Annotated in this window: 14 protein-coding genes and 1 pseudogene; 9 read left to right on the top strand and 6 right to left on the bottom strand. The window is 57.6% G+C overall.

The features are described 5' to 3' along the window. Positions 1-2: 2 nt before the first annotated feature. From PSH66_RS29775 to PSH66_RS29785, 3 genes are all read left to right on the top strand, one after another. Positions 3-623, top strand: coding sequence for a 1-acyl-sn-glycerol-3-phosphate acyltransferase (locus tag PSH66_RS29775; protein WP_003177042.1), 621 nt, complete (start codon positions 3-5; stop codon positions 621-623). 1 nt (position 624) lies between these two features. Continuing rightward, the gene (locus tag PSH66_RS29780) at positions 625-1,557 is read left to right on the top strand and encodes a phosphatidate cytidylyltransferase (RefSeq protein WP_003177043.1); all 933 of its coding nucleotides are present in this window, start codon (positions 625-627) and stop codon (positions 1,555-1,557) included. A gap of 328 nt (positions 1,558-1,885) precedes the next feature. After that, positions 1,886-2,032, top strand: coding sequence for a DUF3077 domain-containing protein (locus tag PSH66_RS29785; protein WP_305428127.1), 147 nt, complete (start codon positions 1,886-1,888; stop codon positions 2,030-2,032). A gap of 142 nt (positions 2,033-2,174) precedes the next feature. Here the strand turns inward: PSH66_RS29785 and PSH66_RS29790 are convergent, their stop codons facing one another. After that, on the bottom strand, positions 2,175-2,648 hold the full coding sequence (locus tag PSH66_RS29790) for an Lrp/AsnC family transcriptional regulator (RefSeq protein WP_042945979.1): 474 nt from the start codon (positions 2,646-2,648) through the stop codon (positions 2,175-2,177). A 137-nt stretch (positions 2,649-2,785) separates the two neighbouring features. Here PSH66_RS29790 and PSH66_RS29795 point away from each other — a divergent pair, with 137 nt between their 5' ends. From PSH66_RS29795 to pbpC, 3 genes are all read left to right on the top strand, one after another. Further along, positions 2,786-3,415: a LysE family translocator gene (locus PSH66_RS29795; RefSeq protein WP_305428128.1), complete on the top strand. Its 630-nt coding sequence runs from the start codon at positions 2,786-2,788 to the stop codon at positions 3,413-3,415. 77 nt (positions 3,416-3,492) lie between these two features. After that, positions 3,493-9,309 (top strand): alpha-2-macroglobulin, encoded by a 5,817-nt coding sequence (locus PSH66_RS29800; RefSeq protein ID WP_305428129.1) that lies wholly within the window; start codon positions 3,493-3,495, stop codon positions 9,307-9,309. Then, positions 9,290-11,587, top strand: coding sequence for a penicillin-binding protein 1C (pbpC, locus tag PSH66_RS29805; RefSeq protein ID WP_003177055.1), 2,298 nt, complete (start codon positions 9,290-9,292; stop codon positions 11,585-11,587). The genes PSH66_RS29800 and pbpC overlap by 20 nt, the downstream gene beginning before the upstream one ends. Before the next feature lie 229 nt (positions 11,588-11,816). On the opposite strand, the gene PSH66_RS29810 is transcribed toward pbpC, so the two are convergent. Continuing rightward, a complete protein-coding gene (locus PSH66_RS29810) occupies positions 11,817-12,182 on the bottom strand; it encodes a hypothetical protein (RefSeq protein WP_305428130.1) in 366 nt (121 codons plus the stop codon). A 648-nt stretch (positions 12,183-12,830) separates the two neighbouring features. On the opposite strand from PSH66_RS29810, the gene PSH66_RS29815 reads away from it, so the two are divergent. After that, positions 12,831-14,588, top strand: a complete 1,758-nt coding sequence (locus tag PSH66_RS29815; RefSeq protein WP_305428131.1) for a hypothetical protein — start codon at positions 12,831-12,833, stop codon at positions 14,586-14,588. Between the two features lie 25 nt (positions 14,589-14,613). After that, on the top strand, positions 14,614-15,429 hold the full coding sequence (locus PSH66_RS29820; protein ID WP_305428132.1) for a hypothetical protein: 816 nt from the start codon (positions 14,614-14,616) through the stop codon (positions 15,427-15,429). A gap of 3 nt (positions 15,430-15,432) precedes the next feature. Here PSH66_RS29820 and PSH66_RS29825 read toward each other — a convergent pair. Then, positions 15,433-15,803 (bottom strand): annotated as a pseudogene (locus tag PSH66_RS29825) (alpha/beta fold hydrolase); the annotation flags it as partial. Between the two features lie 87 nt (positions 15,804-15,890). Next, positions 15,891-17,225 (bottom strand): hypothetical protein, encoded by a 1,335-nt coding sequence (locus PSH66_RS29830; RefSeq protein ID WP_305428133.1) that lies wholly within the window; start codon positions 17,223-17,225, stop codon positions 15,891-15,893. Between the two features lie 125 nt (positions 17,226-17,350). On the opposite strand from PSH66_RS29830, the gene PSH66_RS29835 reads away from it, so the two are divergent. Beyond that, positions 17,351-18,682: an RES family NAD+ phosphorylase gene (locus PSH66_RS29835; RefSeq protein WP_305428134.1), complete on the top strand. Its 1,332-nt coding sequence runs from the start codon at positions 17,351-17,353 to the stop codon at positions 18,680-18,682. Between the two features lie 786 nt (positions 18,683-19,468). Here the strand turns inward: PSH66_RS29835 and PSH66_RS29840 are convergent. Beyond that, a complete protein-coding gene (locus tag PSH66_RS29840) occupies positions 19,469-19,894 on the bottom strand; it encodes a hypothetical protein (RefSeq protein WP_305428135.1) in 426 nt (141 codons plus the stop codon). A gap of 125 nt (positions 19,895-20,019) precedes the next feature. Further along, entirely contained in the window at positions 20,020-20,220 is a 201-nt protein-coding gene (locus PSH66_RS29845) for a hypothetical protein (protein WP_305428136.1), read from the bottom strand. Positions 20,221-20,641 lie beyond the last annotated feature (421 nt).

The following is a 20,641-nucleotide window of genomic DNA, read 5'->3' on the forward strand; positions in this document are numbered from 1 at the left end:
CCATGTTCGAACCTGTGGTTGCCACGCTGATAACCTCCATGGCTCGCACTGTCACCGGTGCTCGCAGCCTGTGGCTGGGTTGTGCGCCAGTGCCGGTGCAGCGCATCTACTTCGCCAACCACAGCAGCCACGGCGACTTCGTGCTGCTGTGGGCCTCGCTGCCGCAAAACCTGCGCAAATTCACGCGCCCGGTGGCCGGCAGCGATTACTGGAACAAAAGCGCGCTGCGTCGCTACATCATCAACCGCGTGTTCAACGGCGTGCTGATTGATCGCGAGCGCAAGGAGCCTGTGGATAACCCCTTGCAGCCGATGCTCGCCGCACTGGAGGGTGGCGATTCGCTGATCATCTTCCCCGAAGGCACGCGCAATCTGGAGGACGGCTTGCTGCCGTTCAAGAGCGGTTTGTATCACTTGGCGAAAAGTTATCCACAGGCCGAACTGATCCCGGTGTGGATCGCCAACCTCAACCGGGTCATGCCCAAAGGCCGCGTCTTGCCGCTGCCGCTGCTGTGCACCACCAGCTTCGGCGCGCCGCTGCAACTGGAAGACGGTGAAGACAAGGCGCTGTTCCTCGCCCGTACCCGCGACGCCCTGCTCGCCCTCGCCCCGGAGCATTCCTGACATGGATAGCCAAACCCTGATGTTGTTCGGCGGGATCGGCGCAATCCTCGTGCTGGCCTCGCTGATCGGCCTGATCCTCAAACTGCGCACCCGTGGCACGTCGAATGCGGTGATCGACAACCTCAACGCGCGCATCAACGCCTGGTGGGTCATGGTGGTGGTGATCGGTATCGCCTTCTGGCTCGGCACCGGCGCGGTGATTCTGCTGTTCTACGCGGTGTCGTTCTACGCCCTGCGCGAATTCCTCACCCTCACCCCCACCCGCCGCAGCGACTACCCGGCGCTGGTGGCCGCGTTCTACCTGGCGCTACCGCTGCAATACCTGCTGATCTATTCCGATTGGTACGGGCTGTTCTCGATCTTCATCCCGGTGTACGTGTTTTTGCTGCTACCCATCCTCGCCTCGCTGGGCGGCGACAGCACGCACTTCCTGGAGCGCGCCTCCAAGGTGCAATGGGGCCTGATGATCGCGGTGTTCTGCGTGTCGTTCGTGCCGGCGCTGCTGACCCTGGACATCCCCGGCTACGAAGGGCGCAACCTGCTGCTCATCGCCTATCTGGTGATCGTGGTGCAGCTGTCGGACGTGCTGCAGTACGTGTGCGGCAAGCTGTTCGGCAAACACAAGATCGCGCCCAACCTGTCGCCCTCCAAAACCGTGGAAGGCTTTGTCGGCGGGATTTTGCTGTCATCGCTGATAGGCGCGGCGCTGTGGTGGACCACGCCGTTCAACCCGTGGCAGTCGTTTTTGATTGCACTGCTGATCAACCTGCTGGGGTTTGCCGGTGGGATTGTGATGTCGGCGATCAAGCGTGATCGGGGGGTTAAAGACTGGGGCCATATGATCGAAGGGCACGGCGGCATGCTGGATCGGCTGGATTCGGTGTGTTTTGCGGCGCCGATTTTCTTTCATCTGGTGCGGTACTGGTGGACCTGACCCACACCGCCCCAAAACCCAATGAAGATCAAAATGTGGGAGGGGGCTTGCTCCCGATATAGGTGGGTCAGTCGACATATCCTTGACTGTCACACCGCCATCGGGAGCAAGCCCCCTCCCACATGGGTTTGTAGTGTTTTTCAGGGTTCAGCAAAGTCTGAAGTTGCCGCTCCTACATGCCACGTCCCTTTCTTTCGCAGGACATTTCCGAGAGAATCCCAGCCGCTTGTGCCCTGCCTTTTCGATGGCTAGTCTGCGTTCGTCACTGCCAATTCAGTGACCGGGTTTAGCAGCTCGAATGTACATTGGGCTACTTGGAGTTATTGAAATGACCAAAGTAAAGTCCAACCCACCCCATCCATTCTTCATCACCCATCCCGAACTCAGCCTCGAGGATGCCCTGGCCTATGCCTCCGATCTGCTGCACTGCGCCGAGCAGTTACTCGACTCGCTGGACTGCATGCACCCGCAATAACCCTGTAGTGAGCGGGCTTGCCCCGCGCTGGGTGGCGAAGCCGCCCTAAACCAGGCCCCGCGGAGTGTCTGATACAGTGCGGCGTTCTTATTGGGGCGGCTTCGCCACCCGGCGCGGGCAAGCCCGCTCACTACAAAAGCATTTATTCTGGCAAATGCCCCAGCGGCAACGCCCCTGGGGTTTTCACCGTCTGAATCGCAAAATTGCTGCGAATGTCCCGCACCCCCGGCAGCTTCAACAAACTGCCGGTCACAAACCGCTCATACCCGCGCAGATCCGGCACCACCACCTGCAACAGAAAATCCGACTCCCCCGACACCAGGAACGCCGAGATCACTTCCGGTAATGCGCTCACCGCCTCGCGAAAGGCATTCGCTTCGGTGTCGTTATGCCGCTCCACCTTCACCCCCACGAACACCATCATGCCCAGCCCCACTTCATCGCGGTCGAGGGTGGCCTGGTAGCCGCGGATCACCCCGGCCTCTTCCAACAGGCGAACACGGCGCAGGCAGGGTGACGCCGACAGGCCGATTTCGTCGGCCAGTTGCACATTGCTCAGGCGACCATCTCGTTGCAGGGCTTCCAGAATTCTGCGGTCAAAAGCATCAAGTTTCAGATTTGGCATAAGTGAATGACCGGCTAGCTATTAAGTGGCAGATAGTGCCAAGACTAGACAATTTTATGGCTGATTACGCAAGCACCTGCCCTGCCTTCCCGCCCTAGAATTAGCCGAGAAATCAAAAGGGGGTGGGGATGAAAGAGCTCTGGTTGTTCTTCATGGCGCTGTCGGTGGCATACCTGCTGCCGGGGCCGGACATGATCCTGCTGCTGCAAACCGGCGCGCGCCAGGGCAAGGCCTTGGCGCTGACCACGGCGATCGGTTTGGGCATCGCCCGGGCATGCCATGTGGCATTGGCGGCCATGGGCCTGGCGACCTTGTTCAAGGTGGCACCCTGGACCTTCGATGTGGTGCGCCTGTGTGGCGCAGCGTACTTATTGTGGCTGGGTGTTCAGTGCCTGCGCGCGCCCATGTTGCCTACCCTTGATCCGGCACAGGGTATTCCCGCAACAAAGGCCTGGCGCACTGCGCTACAACGCGGCCTGCTGACCAACCTGCTCAACCCCAAGGCGCTGTTGTTCTGTTCGGTGTTGCTGCCGCAGTTCATCAACCCCCAAGGCGGCTCGGTGGCGGCGCAGTTCGCCTTGCTGGGCATGATCCTGGTGGGTGTGGGTTTTATCTTCGACTGCGGCTATGCCCTGGCCGGTGCGCGTATGGGCCAGTGGCTGGCGCGCAATCGCTCGGCACAGCGTATCCAGCAGTGGTTATTCGGCAGCCTTTTGATCGGTTTTGCGGTGCGTCTCACTTTTGTGCAACACGCCTAGCAATACAGCGTATCGACGACATCTTTTGTAGCAAAGACGCGTGTAAGATACGCCGCACTTAGCCAGGGATGCTCACCATGTTCGATTCGCTCAAAGCCATCAGCCGTCGTGTTGTCGGTGTGTTTCTGACCGTGGCGAGGGCCGTTTTCGGACAATGGCAGCCGCCGCAATGGCTGCGCGCCGTCGGCCGTGGCGTGGCGAACCTGGGGGGTAAAGCCCGTGCTTACCCGCGCCAGACCGGTGCCGGGGTGCTCGGCCTCGTGCTGCTCGCCGCTGCGGGGTTCTACGGCTGGCACTGGTATTCCAACCTGCCGAAGCCGCACACCGCGAGTTATTCACTGCATAAACCGAACCTGACCGACTACACCCAGCCAACCCCGGTTGTGGATAACTTGCAGGTGCGCTTCGCCGAATCCGTGGCCCCACTGGCGGCCATCGGCAAACCGGTGACCGAGGGCATTATCCTCAAACCCGAGGTTGCCGGCACCTGGCGCTGGGCGGATGACCGCAGCCTGTTGTTCGTGCCGGAAAAAGACTGGCCCATCGACGCCCATTACACCTTGGATCTGGCGAAGAAAAACCTGCTCGCCGACGGTGTATTGCTCGACCAATACAGTACGCAATTTTCCACCCAGCCGTTCCGCGCCACACTGGCGCAAAACGAGCTGTACCAAGACCCGTCCAATCCGACGCTGAAACAGCTAGTTGCAACCTTCCATTTTTCCCACCCGGTAGATGAAGACAACCTACGCAAACGCGTAACAGTAACCCTCGGAAAAGGCTTGGCGTACCGCGACGCCCAGTTGCCCAACCGTCCGGAAATCACCTTCGACGAGAAAAAACTCAACGCCTACGTACGCTCCGCCGCCCTGGCGACGCCGCTGGAAAGTACCCCGGTCAGCGCCAAACTCGATGAAGGCATCAAGGCGCGCGACGGTGGCAATGCCAGCACCGCGCCGTTGGTGGCGGAAGTTACCGTGCCCGGCCGCTATCGCCTGACCTTTACTGGCGCCGAAGTCAGCTTTGTGGACAACGAGCGCGGCGAGCCCGAGCCGGTGCTGATGTTCAGCAGCTCCAGCGCCGTGGCCGATGAGACCATCGCCGGTAAGGTGCAAGCCTGGCTGTTGCCGGAAAAAGCACAGGACGACACCCGCCCCTATAACACCAACGAGATCGACGACGCCTTGCTGGCCCGCAGCACCAAGGTCACGCTGACCCACGTGCCCAGCGTCGAACCGCTGAACACCCTGCACGCCTTCAAATTCAAGGCGCCGGCCGGCCGCGCGCTGTATGTGCGCGTGCCCGCCAACCTGGAAGCCATCGGCGGATATCTGGCGAAGAATCCTACGGCGTCGCTGGTGAGCATGCCGGCGTATCCGCGCACGTTGCAGTTCTTGTCTGACGGAGCCTTGCTCAGCCTCAATGGCGAAAAACGCCTGGGCTTCATGGCCCGTGGTGTGCCCGGCGCCCATGTGGAAATCGCCCGTCTGTTGCCCAACCAGTTGCAACATTTGGTGGACCAGAGCAGCGGCAGCTTTGCCCGGCCGAACTTCGGCAATGAATACTTCGATCGCATGGTTGAGCGTCAGACGTTGGACATCCCGCTGTCGTCCAACGACCCGGCCAAAACCGTCTACGACAACGTGGACCTGAGCCACTACCTCACCGCCAATGGCGGCCGTCGCGGTATTTTTGTGCTCAAGCTCAGCCCACAGGATGAACCGGCCGAGCGCACCTTCGACTACGATCGCAGCAGTACCAGCGACCTGCGGTTTATCGTGGTGACCGACCTCGGCATCATTGCCAAGCGTTCCAGTGATGGCAGCCACGATGTGTATGTGCAGTCCATCGGCAACGGTTCGCCGGTGGCCGACGCACAGGTCGACATCATTGGTCGCAACGGTCTGCCCGTAAGCAGTGGGCACACCGACGGCGAAGGCCACGTGCATTTCGCCAAGCTGGACGAACTGCGCCGCGAGAAAACGCCGCTGATGTATGTGGTCAGCCGCGGCAATGACCAGTCGTTTCTGCCGATTGCCCGTCAGTCCCAGCAACTGGATTTGTCGCGCTTCGATGTAGGCGGTTTGGAAGAAGACGGCGCGATTGATCGCCTCAGTGCCTACCTGTTTACCGACCGTGGCCTGTACCGGCCCGGCGAAACCGCGCACTTGGGCATGATCGCGCGCAGCGGCAACTGGAAAGGCGCCTTGCAAGGCCTGCCTGTGGAGTTGCAAATCACCGACCCACGCGGCCTGGAAGTGATCCGCCAACCGCTGAAGCTGTCGGCCAGCGGTTTTGAGACCTTTGATTTCCCGAGCAGCGAAGTCAGCCCCGCCGGGGAATACACCGCAACCTTGCAACTGATTGGCCAGAAGCAGACCCGCACCGACCTGGGCAGTGTCAGCTTCAAGGTCCGCGACTTCGAGCCGGACCGTATGAAAGTCAGCCTGAGCCTGCACGACACACCGGTGCAGGGCTGGATTCCACCGGACCAGGTGGTGGCCAAAGTCACTGCGATGCACCTGTTCGGCGCCCCGGCGGCAGGTCGTCGCGTGACCGCGAAGATGGCCCTGAGCCCGACGCTCGCGGCTTTCGACCGCTACCCCGATTACCGTTTCCGTCTCAATGACTCGCTGGAAGACGCCAGCACCGAAGACCTGGCCGAAACCACTGTCGACGATAACGGCCAGGCCGTGCTCGACCTCAACCTGCAACGTTTTGCCAACAGCACCTATCGCCTGCAAGTGATGACCCAGGTGTACGAGGCCGAAGGTGGGCGCAACGTGGCCGCGCAAAGTGCGTTGCTGGTGTCGTCCGCGCCCTACCTGGTGGGTGTGAAAAGTCAGGATTCGCTGTCGTACGTCGCCAAGGACGCCCCGCGCCAGGTGCACTGGCTGGCCGTCGCACCGGACCTCACACCGCTGTCGGTGGACGGCCTGACCAGCGAAGTGGTCGAACACCGATATGTGTCGGTGCTGGTGAAGCAATCCAACGGCACCTACAAGTACGAATCGCGCATCAAGAACATCAGTCAACCGGCCGCACCGCTGGCGATGACCAAGGAGGGCGCCAAGCAGAGCCTGAACACCGGCACGCCGGGGGATTTCACCCTGCAACTGAAGGACGCCAACGGCAACCTGCTCAACCAGATCGACTACAGCGTGGCCGGGCGCGGCAACACTTCGCGTTCGCTGGAACGCAACGCCGAGTTGCAACTGCGCCTGGATAAACGCAGCTACGCCACCGGTGACGAGATCGCCATCAGCATTCGCGCGCCCTACACCGGCGCGGGCCTGATCACCATCGAGCGCGACAAGGTCTACACCCAGCAATGGTTCAAGGCCGACAGCACCAACAGCGTGCAACACATCCGCGTGCCGGCCGGGCTTGAGGGCAATGCCTATGTCAACGTGCAGTTCGTGCGCGACATCGGCTCGGCCGAGGTCTACATGAGCCCGCTGTCCTACGGCGTGGTGCCGTTCAGCATCAACCTGGATGCGCGACGCATGGCGCTGAAGGTCGAAGGCCCGGCGAAGATCGAACCGGGGCAAACCCTGGATATCAAGGTCAACGCCGACCGGCCGGGCCGCGCAGTGGTGTACGCCGTGGACGAGGGCATCCTGCAAGTGGCGCGTTACCAGACGCCGGACCCATTGGGCTTCTTCTTCCAGAAACGTGCGTTGGAGGTGGGTACCAGTCAGATCCTTGACCTGATCCTGCCGGAATTCTCCCGCCTGCTCAGTGGGGCGGCGCCCGGTGGCGATACGGAAGGCGCACTGGCCAACCACCTCAACCCGTTCAAACGTAAACATCAACCGCCAGTGGCGTGGTGGTCCGGGCTGGTGGATTTACCGGCCGGTGAAACCGTGCTGCATTACCAGGTGCCGGACAGCTTCAACGGCAAGTTGCACCTGTTTGCGGTGGCGGTGGATACCGACAGCGTGGGCGTCAGCGAGGCCACCACCGACGTGCGTGGGCCCATCGTGATCACACCAAACGTACCGGCCTTCGTCGCACCAGGGGATGTGTTCAATGTCAGCGCCGGGGTGTTCAGTAACCTCGACGCGGCGGCGGATGTGAAGTTCGAAGTGCAGACCAGCGCCGGCCTTGTGGTGCAGGGTGACAAGGGCAGCACCCTGTCGCTGCAGCCGCGCAAGGAAGGCACTGCCGAGTTCAAGATCAAGGTCGGCGACACCCTCGGCTCGGCGGACCTGCGATTTGTCGCGGTATTGCCGGGTGGCAAGCGCATCCAGGTGGCGGAAACCACCTCGATCCGCCCCCTGAGCGAACACCGCGTGGCCCTGAGCCTGGGCCGTTTCGACAGCGCCAGCAAAGAGCTTAAACCGACGCGTGAGCTGTTCAGTCAACTGCGCGACGTACAGTTGGGCGTGGCCGCTTCGCCGCTGGTATGGGCCAACGGCCTCAAGCACTACCTGGATGACTACGGCTACGCGTGCACCGAGCAATTGGTGTCCAAGGCCATGCCGGCGTTGATCTGGGGCGGCACCGCACCCGAGGCCGAACAAGCCTTCGCCGGCGCGGTGCGCATGCTGCGCCAACGCCAGAACCAGGCTGGCGGTTTCGGTTTGTGGGCGGCCAACCCGGATGTGGCGCCGTACGCCAGCCTGTACGCCACCGACTTCCTGATCGAAGCCAAGGAACGCGGGCTGCCGGTACCGGAAGACCTGTTGGTGCGCGCCAATACCTATCTGACCGACCTGGCCAACGGCCCGAGCGAAGGCTTATCGGAATTGCGCAACCGCGCCTACGCCAGTTACTTGCTGAGCCGTCAGGGGATTCTGGTAAGCGGCGCCTTGAGCGATATCCGCGAACGCTACGAAAGCTACTTCAAGGACAGTTGGCAGAACGACCTGGGCGCCGCTTACCTGGCCGCCAGTTACAAGCTGCTCAAGCAGGATCGCCAGGCCGATAGCCTGTTCCGCAAGATCCCTTGGCGTTCACTTTTGGATAAGTGGGACAGCGACGGTCTGTACTACGACCCGCTGGTGCACGACGCTGAACACTTGCACCTGTTGGCGCGCCACTTCCCTGAGCTGATGGACGACGTGCCCACGGCGCTGCTGGATAAACTCGGCAAGCGTCTCAACGAGCAACGCTACAACTCGCTGTCGGCGGCCCTGTTGCTGCGGGCCCTGGACAACTATGGCCAGCGTGCGCAAAGCGACATGACCCTCAAGGCCACCGCCTGGCTGGGCGACAAACAGCAACAACTGCTGGAAATGGCCGGCCAGCCGCCCCGCGCCGCCGTACCGGGCACTACGCAAAAGCTGGTGATGGAAAAGTCCGACGGCCCAGCGGCGTTCTACATGCTCAGCGAAGCCGGTTTCGATAAAGGCGCCAAGCTCAAGGCCATCAACAATGGCCTGGAGATCATCCACGAATACCTCGACCTCAAGGGCGAGCCGGTGAGCAAGGTCGCGGTGGGCGATGAGTTCCTGGTGCGCCTGCGTCTGCGCGCTACCGACCGTGATCAGGTGCAGCAAGTGGCGGTCGTCGACCTGCTGCCCGGTGGCGTCGAGCCTGTGTATAACTTACCGCCGGAGCCGGAACCGCAAGCCGCCAACAGCGAGGAAAGCGAAGGTGAAGGCGAGGAATCCGAGTACGTGGAAGCCAGCGACGAAGCAGCCGACACCTGGCAGGCGCCAATCGGTGAAACCGAGCTGAGCAACTGGCAGCCGGACTACGTGGATGTGCGTGATGACCGCGTCGTGTTGTACGGCACCGCACTGCGTGATGTAGGCACTTTCGTGTACCGCGTGCGCGCTACCAACGCAGGGACGTTCAATACGCCACCGGCCTACGCCGAAGGCATGTACGAAACCACCCTGCAAGGGCGCGGTAAAGTAGGCCAGCTTGAAATTACCAAGCCTTAAACGCCTGACGCCGCTGCTGGCAACAGCGGCGGTACTGGCGGGGCTGCGATTGTGGCCCCATGCGCCACTGGAACAGACCGTCACCTCCTCCAGGGTGGTGCTGGCTGACGACGGCTCACTGTTACGCATGACCCTCGCGGATGACGGCCAATACCGCCTGTGGCTACCGCTGGAGCGGATTTCGCCGTCATTGGTCCAGGCGCTGTTGCTCAAGGAAGACCGCAATTTCTACTGGCACCCGGGGGTCAATCCTGCGGCGTTGCTGCGTGCGGCCATGGCCACTTACAGCGGCGGCCAACGCCAGGGCGGCTCGACCTTGAGCATGCAACTGGCGCGACGCCTGTGGGACCTGAACACCCGCCAGATCCCCGGCAAACTGCAGCAGATGGCGTTGGCGCTGTGGCTGGAGGCGCGCTACAGCAAGCACGACATCCTTGAGGCCTACCTGAACCTGGCACCCATGGGCGGCAATATCGAAGGCGCCGAGGCGGCCAGCCGCATCTACTTTGGCAAGTCGTCGGCGCAGTTGTCATTGTCCGAGGCCCTGGCCCTGGCGGTGATTCCGCAACAGCCGGGACGGCGCGCGCGCTTCGGCCCCTCACTGCAAACCGCGCGGCTGCGCCTGATGAATGACTGGCGCGAGACTTATCCACAAGACCCGCGCAACGACAGTCTGCTGGACCTGCCGCTGGAGGCGCGCAACCGCCAGCAAATCCCGTTTTTGGCGCCGCACCTGAGCGAACAACTGCTGGCGTCCCAGGCCGGCAATGAATTGAACAGCACGCTTAACCTGCCCTTGCAGCAGTTGCTCGAACGGCTGATCACAGGTTTTGTTGCCGAGCGGCGCAGCACCGGGGTGGAAAACGCCACGGCGATTCTGGTCGACAGCCGCGACCAGAGCGTCAAGGCGCTGGTGGGCTCGGCCGATTACTTATCCACAGGCATCCACGGGCAGGTCAATGGCGTGCTGTCGCGACGGTCTCCAGGTTCAACGCTTAAACCGTTTCTGTACGGGTTGGCGCTGGACCAGGGGGTGATCCATCCCATGAGTATCCTCAAGGACTTGCCGAGTAACTTCGGCTACTTCCAGCCGGAAAATTTCGACGGCAGTTTTGTCGGGCCGCTGACAGCACGCGACGCATTGATCCGTAGTCGCAATATCCCGGCGGTGTGGCTGGCCAGCCAGGTTAAATCGCCTTCGCTGTATGGGTTGTTGCAACGGGCCGGTATCAAGGGAATGCGCGACGAAAGCCATTACGGCCTGGCCCTGGCGCTCGGCGGCGGCGAGATGACGCCGGAGGAGCTGGCGCGGCTGTATGTGATGCTGGCCGGCGACGGACACCTGCGGCCGTTGCGTTATCTACAGGAACAAACGCCCTCTACCGGCGCGCAACTGCTCACGCCCCAGGCGGCCTTTATGGTGCGCGACATGCTGCGCCGTAACCCGCGCCCGGATGGCCTGCCTGGCCGACATTGGCGCGTCGCATGGAAAACCGGCACCTCGTGGGGCTTTCACGATGCGTGGAGCGCGGGCCTGGTCGGCCCCTATGTGCTGGTGGTGTGGGTGGGTAATTTCGATGGCCGGCCGAATCCGGCCTTTATCGGCGCCAAGACCGCCGCGCCGCTGTTCTTCCGCATCGCCGACGCCCTGCCGCTGGCTTTACCCAACGTCGCCGTCAAAGCCGATAAACCGCCCGCCGGGCTGGTGCGCATCGACGTTTGCGCGGCCTCCGGCGAACTGCCCAACCGCTGGTGCCCGCAAACCCGCAAGACGTGGTACATCCCTGGCGTTTCACCGATTCGCGTGTCCAACCTGCACCGCCCGGTGCTGATCGACACCCGCACCGGCAAGGCGGCGTGCCCGCCGTTCGATGCGCAGTACACCCGCGAAGAAGTGTTCGAGTTCTGGCCCAGCGACGTACAACGTCTGTACCGCGCCGCCGGCCTGCCCCGCCGCACACCGCCCAACGTGATGAAAAATTGCCAGCCCAACCGCATCAGCGACCAGAGCGAAGCACCGCAAATCCGCTCACCGCTGACTCAGGTGAGCTACCAGCTACGCCTGTCCCAGCCCCAGGAAAGCATCCCGCTGAATGCCAACGCCGCCAGCGATGCGGCGACCCTGTACTGGTTCGCCGACCAGACATTGATCGGCCAGGGTCCGCCGCAAACCACGCTGAACTGGCGTCCAGGCAAGTCCGGGGAGTATCGGTTGCGGGTCAGTGATGATCAGGGGCGCAGTGCGAGTCGGGGGTTGCGGGTGGAGTTTGTGCCGTGAGTGCGGCTCAGTAAAAGCGTCGGTGAAGATCCGGAAAGATCATCTGTGCAAACCAGACAGGGAGCCCAGGAAAGATTGAGCGCGACTTCGCCGACGGCGCTTCGACCACGCCCATTTCCGATTTTTTTTCGGATCTATTTGTCCCGTAAGTCCAGCGGTAACGGGATGAACAGAGGGTTTAATACAACTTTCTTCTTTAGTTTTTTCCGATTTATTTTCTGATTTCCGGCTAGCCAACCAGCTCGAGATAAGCGGACTCCCCGCCCCCCGCCGCACCCGATAACCAACCCCAGACAAAACTCAGGCGAGTGCGCCCAGACTTATCCACAGCCACCGTGCCCCGCGACCAACCGGACAGCAGTTCACCGTCCAATGTCAGGCAATGAAAAAGCAGCTCGAGGGTATCGGCGCCGGTTACACGTCCGACTTGCGTGCCCAGGCGAATTCGACCGCCCTGGTAGGTACTGGAAATGGCGTCACCCTCGACAAGGTAATGAAACACCGTGCCGGCACCGGATAACCCGTGGGTATTGTTGGCGACCGCAAATCGGCGATCGTGCAAACGCTCGCCGAGTTGGGAAAAGGGAGGTGTCATCACTGTCGCGTCCTTGCGTGGGCGTCTGGAGGTCCAACGCGGGGTGATTTTAGAGAATTAAAACTGTCGCTAAAAGGGTACGTGTTCCGGGGCCTACAGCGCTTTTCGGAGGAAGCGCAAAACTGTCGCAACCACTCAAAATCGAGTTTTTGAGACATGCTCTAGAGAATTAAAACTGTCGCAGCCAAGGCTAACGCTGTTGACGCTGATGCAGAATTGACCCATGTGCCGACGCCGACTAACCCACCTCTAGATCGGCATAAACCCAGCACAGGCAATGGTCGGGAAGAATCAGGCCGGGTCAGTGGTCCCTCGGCAACTAGGTTAATTCCACATCGGTACCAACACATCATACGTAGTATGCCGGATTACCTACCCATAACTTCACTATTTCCCAATGGTCCGACTCTGAGGCCGGTTGCGTCATTTTTGTGTAGATGCTTGAGACGTCTAACTCTTTCGTGAATCAGGCTCGGCGTATCGGAAGAGGTTTTGCGGCAGGATGGTTTAGCGAGGTGTAGCAAGCAGCACTTGCCTGCTAAGCCTTTCGATAAAACTTTTTCTATCCAGCCTTCTTTTTTTTTGGACAGCTTGAAATAAGCCATCTAGCCTTCAAAAAATTGTGGGAGTTGCCTGGGAAGGGGTTGTATGAAGATCATTCGGACACTGTTCGTGGTAATGGGGGTTTGTACCATTTCTTTATCAGGCTGCGTCAACAAACGGGCGTCAAATTGGCATGATTTCACGGTTTTAGAGGACCTGCATTCCGAAAATTTAACTGAACCAATAGTGCTCGTTGCCGATACGCAGTTTCATGAAAGCCGTGGGACAGCTAGTCATTATTTTTCAATGGCCGGGGATGAGTTTTTTCCTGTGACCATCAGAACCGGGCAGCAGGTGATCGGTGCCCCTGATCTCCTATTAAGAGCACTGGATCAGGGGCAATCTTATCCATTAGCGTTGCACTTGGGCGATGGAATCGACGTCTCGTGTCAGACGGAGTGGTCATTATTCAAGCAAGTTATGGGGGAGGCTAGGGGGCGTCCTTCCGCCTCGTCATGGCTTTTCTCTCCTGGGAATCATGACGGCTTCATGGTTGGTAACATATACCCAAAAACCGATGGTATTTATAAGACTGAGTACTGGAACAACGTGTGCAACGTTGGTCGGGGCTACGCCGGTTCCAAGCAACGGTTCGGCAGAATGCCGAAAGAAACTATTGTAAACGACTATGTGAATCTGCTTAGAGGGCAGCCTCTGAGTCAGAAGAATCCTGCGAGTGGACAGTTCTGTTTAGATGGGAATCAGCTATGCGTTGCCTACCGAATTGCTTCTGAACCTTGGAAGTCATTTATAGTTCAGCTCGTTAAATTACCGCCTTCCAGAAACAATAGCAGAGGAGTGTATGCACTACTTTTAGATACTTCGGACTATCCAAGTCGCCCGAATTTTGGAATGGGCGGACCTACCGCAGGCATTGACGCAGGAATCTCGGTCGATCAAATCAAGGCGGCTCAGCAATTAGTTTCGTCATTGCCAGATAACTCCCGATATTTTTTTACTGGACATCACTCTTTCAAAGATTGGAAAGTTGAGAGTTGGAAAGGAGAAAAACTTTATAGATTCGTGGCGTTGAGCATGGGGAAGCAATCTCTCCGATTTGTTGTGACTGCTCATACGCACGAAGGTGGCTGGTACGAGCACGATTTCGGAGGAGGGCATTTACAGGAACTGAACACAGGCAGTCTTGCAGATGCGCCTTTATATTACAGAGATCTTTCATTTCAGCTGTATGATGGGGGGGCGGTGAGTGTCCGCTCAAATCGAATTCTGCTAGACAGCGTACATTCCAAATGCAATGAATACAAACCACCTGCGGACGGTAGTGGCTACTCTGTGAATGATCAGCAAACAGAAAGTGATCGTTTATCAGCCGCTCCTGCGTTCCTTAGAAGAATTGGAAGCTTTTTCAGTGCGGCGGGCCACTTTTTTGCGTTCTGGGAGGCTAAACACTCCGAGCTGAAACCGCAGCTGTTAGCTTACGCAGACATCGTTCAAGACGTAATCCCCGATAATCAAGCATTCAACTATCACCCGTACGGGACCAACTACGAACTCCCTTTCAGAGGCGGCTCAAGTATCGCAGAACACTTGAGATATTTGGCTGGCTGTTTTGACGCTAAAAAATGCTCTGTAAGCCAAAAAGGAAATCTACTGTACAGTTTGGATAGATACTTCTGGTTTTCTAAAATACCCGTAGAGCAAAAGCAGCTGTCGCACAATAAAAGATACTGCGCGGCTATAGTCATAACCGGGCTCGCAGGAGATGGCTCGCCTACGGTAGAGCAATCACTGCAAGACAGTCAGCCCAGCGTAAAACGTCTGGCGGTCAGAGTCTCGGAGTAATTTTATTACTCACAAGGAGTTTGTCATGTATAAAGTAATTCCGATTGCTGTAGCTACGTTGTTAATGACAGGGTGTAGTTGGTTTTCTGATTTCAAGCAATATGATGGATACTCTATTGGCCCGGTAAATTCGGAGATGCTCAAAGACTATACTTCCATAAAGTCGATATTGGTTAATTCCAGGCTTATTCCCGTAGAGTGTTTCAGCAATCCTATCCCCGCCAATATTGAATCGACTTGCACAGTAGCGCGAAATAACGCGATCTCTGCCATGGTTTTAGCATCAGAAAATCTATGTGTTGCTCACCGCAAGACAATTTACGGTAATGATGCGGCATTTAATATCACTGCGGGCAGCTTCACTAATTTATTTGCTGGTGCCTCTACCGTTGCAACAGCACAAGTGGGCAAAAGTATACTCTCGGCATTGGCATTACTGTCTAACGCTGAACGATCACTTGTGAATGAAAGTATATACAAACAGATGCTGGTAACTAGTGTAGACAAAAAAATTGTTGAGCTTCGAACTGGTAAGGCTGAACAGTTGTATGCAATTTTGGAAGAAAAAAATATTAGCGACTACTCGTTGAATCGTGCCTTGTTAGACTTTTATCATTTTCATGAGTCTTGTTCTTTCATGGATGGTTTAAGAGTCGCTTTGGCTGAAGGTACAAATGAGGGCAATGCTCATAAACTGCAACGTTTAAAAGAGAATCTAAAGCTGTTGGAGCTGGAATCCAATACACCCTGTGTCGCGGACGCCACAGGTATGGTATGTATTGAGGCTAAAGAAAGATACAAGGCTTTGTCGGGCAATATAAAAACTCTGGAAGCACAGTAAGTTGACTTTCCCCGGATTGGATGTCATCACCACATGGGAGGCGCCTTGGACGGTGACGGCCTTTTTCGATCCCGCGCGTTCGGCCATGAACTTCAGGGCGACCTCGGGGAGGTTTTTGTCCGCCGAACCGTAGATGAACCAGGACGGCAGTTTTTTCCAGGCCGGTTCGCCAGACTTCCTTCAATGCAGCCTCGCTGATGGGACGTTGTGTGGCGGCCATCAGCGCGGCGTCAGCCGCTGGCACGTCGGCGGCAAAACTGTTGGCCGAATTTGTTCTGCTGGATGTAGAGGTCCTTATTGCCGTCGTCCAACTACACCGGAGCGGCCAAGGTTGAGCCAGTCGCTTTTGCGGGTAGGGCCAGGGCCTGTTCCCCTTAAACGCCTTCCCTTGACCCTTTCTCCCCCAAGCTCTTTTCCCCATGCCGCCATGTGCATAGCAGTCCCGTAACATAGCCGCATGGTCACGGCTTGGGAGGGAGGTTCGCCACGCCGCGATTGAGCAAGTCGAGCAGGACGATTTCGCGGGACTGTTGTGCTTGCGCTAGGCCAACCAAGGAGTTTGCCGCTTCGCGTGCAAGGCGACGCGCCAAGACCCGCTGTTGGCTGGAGATGACACGACCTTCAGGGCGCCCGTGAACGTAGGTGCATCGCATGTCGTAAAGGTCCAGATACTCCTTCGCTGCGCCCGGCTCGACTATGGCGGCACTCAGTCTTGCCGCAACCCTGCGTGTCGCCGATTCGTCGTGATTATCGCTTGCCAGTCGCAGCTTGCGCCTGTGGTCTGCCTCAGCTCCAAACGCGGCCTCAATCATGATGAGGTGAGCCATCACTTCATCGATGCCATAGGAAAGGAATGCACGAACCAGGAAGTGCTCCACCGGAGTTGAGAACAGTTCCGACGCCTGGGTACGCGCTGCTTGCAGCAGCGCCCACCTAGCTTCCAGCGCCTGCTGCACATCCTCGGCGGTTGCCCAGGTTCGCAGCCACAGCGGGCGTTCGGATTCTTCCCACTCGTCGTGGTCCACTTGATGAGCGTATGGCTCCCACGACAGCTGCTCTGGAAGCGGCGGCGGAGGTGGGAACGCACACAGGTCATTGTCGAGGGTATATACCCAAGGCAGCCGGAAACCCCGCCAGTCCACCTCGGTCATCTCGGCCCAGTCTTCCCATGGCGCCAGCAGCAAGAAGAACAGCGCGCGCTCTACCGCCGCGGGGAAGCGCCCACTGTGGGGAACAATCTCGCCCAGATCCTTTCCGAAGGGAAAGTCCAGCCAGGAGAACTGGCGATTGCCCGATTCGCCTTGAACCGAGATGTCTTCCTCTACGACCATCCAATGAAACTGAGACAGGCGCTGAGTATCCAGCCGTATACCGGGATAACAGCGCTCTAAACGGGGCGCATTGAACAAAATCTCAAGTTCTGCAGCTGCGAATCGACCTATCCGGGCATTGCCAAACTGAAAGGACGGGAGCTCATCGGCCATATCAAGCGGGCATAGGTATCGCCGCCTAGTGGTGGTCCGTTGAAACTCGTGAGCCAACGCGGCGGCCACCTTGTCCATGTCGGGCCTGGGCTGGTTGAGCAGATGGGGGGTGCTGCATGGTAGACCCAGCGACCTAAGCGCATTGCCGATGGAGGCCTCCAGCCCGAAGATTGATTTTCCGCTGCGGTAACGCTTGGTGAGCAATTCCTTCAGAGCGACGAACTCCCGGCTGCTCCAAAGGTTCTGTGGGCCGGGTGGCGGGATGTCCCATAGCGCTTGAAGGGCAGCAACAAGAGATTTATCTGTGGACATGAGTGGCTCGGCCTCCTTGGCGTGTCAGTTCAAATGATCCCTGAAGGAGGTTACCTTAGCAATCAGCTGCCGCTTTTTGCGGTTACACGCGCGCTGCCAGCTTTGCTAAGTAAATGTCTCCAGACATGCATGGGAAAAAGAACCTTCAGGAAGAAGCGATGATTTGTATTGAATGCGTCACTCCGGAAACTCTCAAGAAGCTGTTCGATGCGCACAGTCAGGAAGCTGAATGCAAATATTGCCGGCGCCGTGGGACAGCTATTGAGGCCCAGGTTCTATTTGAATACGTCTATGCCCGGGTTAGCGAGAATATTGCCCGTAAGGAGGATCTCTCGGAATACGAGCTCAGCATGATGTATGGGGCCAGGGTTGAACTGTTCCCCATTGCAGAAATAGACATTGTTCTCTCGGAATGGTTGGATCTCGGAAATGAATCATATTTCGACGATTTGCGTAACGGCGTTCCCTCCGAATTCAATCTAGATGATGTCGGCGACACTACGCACTTTTATGGCGAAGATGACGCGATGGAGGTGAACTCCTACGAAGGTCTTTGGGACCAGTTCGTTGAGGGTGTGCAGTACACACACCGTTTCTTCAACCCGAATGCCGGAAAATTTCTCGACTCGGTTTTCTCTATGTTGGTCGCCGATGACGAAGCACTTAAGCCTGAAGCCATCCGGACCATAGTAAATGGCGACTTGATGTACCGTGCGCGTCTTGCTAAAGGCTTCAGCGAAGCAGAGAAAATAATCAATGATCCCGCTGGTCAATTCGGCCCAACTCCGAGGTTCATGGCAAGCAGTCAAAGGATGACGCCGAACGGAATCTCCGCTCTGTATTGCGCGCTGGAGCGAGATACCTGTCTAAGCGAAATCCGCTCCATCACCGGGGATCACGTGGTGAGCGCAGCGCTGACTCCAGTCGCCGAACTGAAGCTCCTTGACCTCACGGCCCTAGACCAGGTTGAACCCCCGGATCTGACGCTCCTGGACGTGGGGTTTCGTGATGCACTACACCGCAAGGTATTCTTGGGCTCACTTGTGAAAAAGATGTCGAGGCCAAAGGCTCGTAATGATGAGCTGAGCTATCTTTCGACCCAGGTGGTGTTTGAGTACTTACGGCTGCGCTTTGGCAAGCAGGTCGACGGTCTGGTCTTCCCATCCGTGCAGACGGGCGAGACGGGTACCAACGTAGTCTTGTTCCCCGAGGCAAGCCGCCTTGCCTATGTACCGCCGCCGGAGGCCGATGCTGAAAGACTTGGCGACGAGAGGCCCCCCGTTGTGGTCGAGGTCGAATTGGACAATCCGTTTAAGCCACCTACCAAGGTAATTGTTGTGCACGACTCAATTCGGTATCACAAGGTAACGGCGATTGAGACCCAGGCCCGCGAGTATCGCCATATCTACGATATCTTCATGAGCGACGAGACACGCAAGCGGCTGAACTTGAAATAGATAGCAGGGCTTTTCTGCAGAGGTACTGGCGTTGCGGCCAGTGCCTTCTGGGCGGCCTTTTGGCCGTTCTCTGCCAATCATGGTTGCTGCCGCTGATGCAGAACCCTACTGCCGAAATCTCGCTGGCCCAAGCTTCTACTTCGTCAAGCGTTAGCAGGTCTGACTCGGGACTGAATACTTATAAGGCATCGCCAAGTAGGCAGATGGGTCAATTTTGCATCAACGTTAACAACTTGGAGCAGAACGGCGTCGTAGCCTAGAAATAGCGTGTATTGGCAGCCTCAAAATATGATGCGTAGCAGAATCGTCATCTAAAACATTCGCCACCGACGGCATCATCCCAAAACGCGACCGCTGATCGACCGGGCAGTAGCCTAGTGAAAATCAGGTAAATGATCCAACGGATAACTATCAAGTAGAATAGCCGGCTTGTGCGCCTGCAGCGCTGACAGGAAAGGCCGATTACGGAATAACTGATGAAAATTTTTACACCCTCGCCCGGGGAGTACGTTGCGTCTGTACTACAGAGAGGGAACGAGATGCTGGGCCTCAAAACAGTGACGTTGAAAGACTTTCACATAAAACCATTGCCCAGAAAAGGCTACGGATATGTTGGCGCTGCCCCTGGATTGACCCAGTTGCCGACGCAAGACTGCACCATCTCCAAACCTGCAAAATCCAGCACAGACAATGATTCACGAGGAGTCAGGCTGGGGCAGTAAAATCTAGGCAACTGGGTCACCTCGGCATCGGCGCCGACACAGTGTGATTTTCATCGTTGTTTTCCTATGAATTGCAAGCATCGAGCAGCTTCGGAAGGTTGCAAATCTGCGCGTCCCCATCTTGCCGCTCGGGATAATCATTGAAGGTGGTGCGAAGCCGTTTACCCGTTCGAATCTGCGGCAACAATTCGTCCAACGCTTTCTGACGTGTGTAAGCGTTTTCCCCCATGGAAATCGCCTTGTTGTCGTCGACACGGATCATAAGCCACGATTCGCTATAGGCGCTTTTGTTGTACACATTTGGCCGATCTTTACCATGTCGGTAGAAAGACACCTTCGCGCTGGCCGAGCTAACCCAACATGTCACCGCATCTGTCATCGGATCAGTAGTTTTATTCACCGTCCAATCACACGAGAACGCCGGTACTGCCAGCGCAGCCAGAGCCACGATGGTGATGCATTTGAAAGGTCCGTTCAGTAACCCGATCATGTGTCATTCCTTCCATTGGCTGTCATTACATGTACTGAGTCGGTCCCATGTTAGGCGGCGGCACTTGTAGTGTCATGGTGGTAAGCGAACAGCAGCGAAAATCATTTCCGTTGTGTTACCGCGGCCTAGAAGTGCTCGCACCAGCCTAGAAACGCTTCGTCATTATTCAAGAAGATGAATGGCTTTTTAGCACCTTCTTGATACTCGTTTATTGTCAGGGCGTAGATGCTTGAACCAGCCCCCGCACCTTGGTCTTTCCGTATGGTCGTGACAACTTTGAAGCTCGTCTCCAATGAACCTTGATCGATAACCTGTGGATCGGTCACGTAGGAATTCTTCAAGGCCCCGGTCATCAGCCCTGTGTGCCGGTCTACAGTGAACTGCTTCCCGATGTACGCTTGGTTAGCTTCCCCCTCAGATGCAGCCACTACTCTTTCTATTGTGCATCGGTAATCAACTGCCCCCGATGCGTTCGCGGTTCCAATCAGTGCGACCAATGCAGCTATCCACGACCTCATCTGAATTTCCTACCGATTTGGAAACTTTACAGATTGCCCATCGTTAGACCTGCATTCATAGAGGTAAACCGGCAGGTTTCGCCTTCCAAGCGGTGGGATAGCCTGCTGCAGCTTAACCATCTCAGCCACGCAATCATCCATTGACCGAAACGGATTCTGCCGAGAGCCATTTTCCGCCTTGTGGCAACCGCCATAGCAAGCTGTAGTTATTAGGTAAACAAGGAGCATG

This window comes from Pseudomonas sp. FP597 (assembly GCF_030687435.1).
GTDB lineage: Bacteria > Pseudomonadota > Gammaproteobacteria > Pseudomonadales > Pseudomonadaceae > Aquipseudomonas > Aquipseudomonas lactucae.